This is a genomic window from Methanohalophilus sp. WG1-DM (genome assembly GCF_004104135.1).
Taxonomy (GTDB): Archaea; Halobacteriota; Methanosarcinia; order Methanosarcinales; family Methanosarcinaceae; genus Methanohalophilus; species Methanohalophilus euhalobius.
The window spans coordinates 1-685 of the sequence record NZ_RRBA01000040.1 but is presented as its reverse complement, the minus strand read 5'-3'; the positions used below and the strand labels follow the sequence as shown (position 1 = coordinate 685).

2 protein-coding genes and 1 pseudogene are annotated in these 685 nt (G+C 40.0%); all 3 read right to left on the bottom strand.

What is annotated here, in order from left to right:
* Positions 1–205 (bottom strand): flavodoxin family protein (locus CI957_RS10335; protein WP_164909097.1); only part of this gene is annotated, 205 nt, incomplete at its 3' end.
* A 96-nt stretch (positions 206–301) separates the two neighbouring features.
* On the bottom strand, positions 302–466 hold the full coding sequence (locus tag CI957_RS10330; RefSeq protein WP_128754800.1) for an MTH865 family protein: 165 nt from the start codon (positions 464–466) through the stop codon (positions 302–304).
* A pseudogene (locus tag CI957_RS10325) lies at positions 466–685 on the bottom strand (ISH3 family transposase); the annotation flags it as partial. The pseudogene CI957_RS10325 and the gene CI957_RS10330, both read right to left, overlap by 1 nt.

Sequence of the window (685 nt, the reverse complement as noted above, 5' to 3'; positions counted from 1 at the left end):
CTTTTTCTGCCAAAGCAATGCCGTCGTCTTTAATTACACAGACATTCGTTTTTACACAGCCCAGGCAAGCCTTACAGGGAGCAACAGTATAATCAATAAGCTTGACAAATTCGTATTCCATGCCTGTTGCTTCAAGGGCTGCTTTTAGAGCACGATCAGCATTACTGTCTTTGATAGGGGAACCTGATACACCAAGAATTTTCATTATTATTCCCTCCTATTGACAATCAGTTTGTAAACATCTTAAGTGTTGTGTGCAAAAGGGTGTGGTTATTACAACCCAGCCCTTTCAACGAGGGTGTCAGCGACCTGCTTCTCCTGCGGTAATCTCGACATCTCCTGCTTTACATTTAGTGTCTGCACCAGCAGGCATTGCTGCAAGAAGCTCTTCAGGTGAGTTTATAGGGAATGATGCATCTGCCAGTGCTCCAACAATCTGGGAATGGATTTCTTCTTTTACGCTCATTTTGTTTTATTCCTTTCAACAGGAAGAACTGCAAGAGTAAATCTCTCGTTCTTGTTTATAATGGACAGTGATACATATGAATAAAAAGAGTTTGTTGATTTCTTGGCCTGACTACGTATAACGTAGTCTTGATTGAATGAATCAACTTTTCCATAATATGGATCATTTGTAAAATCGATAGCAAACTCATACTTTTTTTCTGGTTTCAGAGTACCGACA

What these genes read in the sequence shown, in the direction of transcription:
- CI957_RS10330 (WP_128754800.1), bottom strand. Translation starts at nt 466, where the DNA reads ATGAGCGTAAAAGAAGAAATCCATTCCCAGATTGTTGGAGCACTGGCA.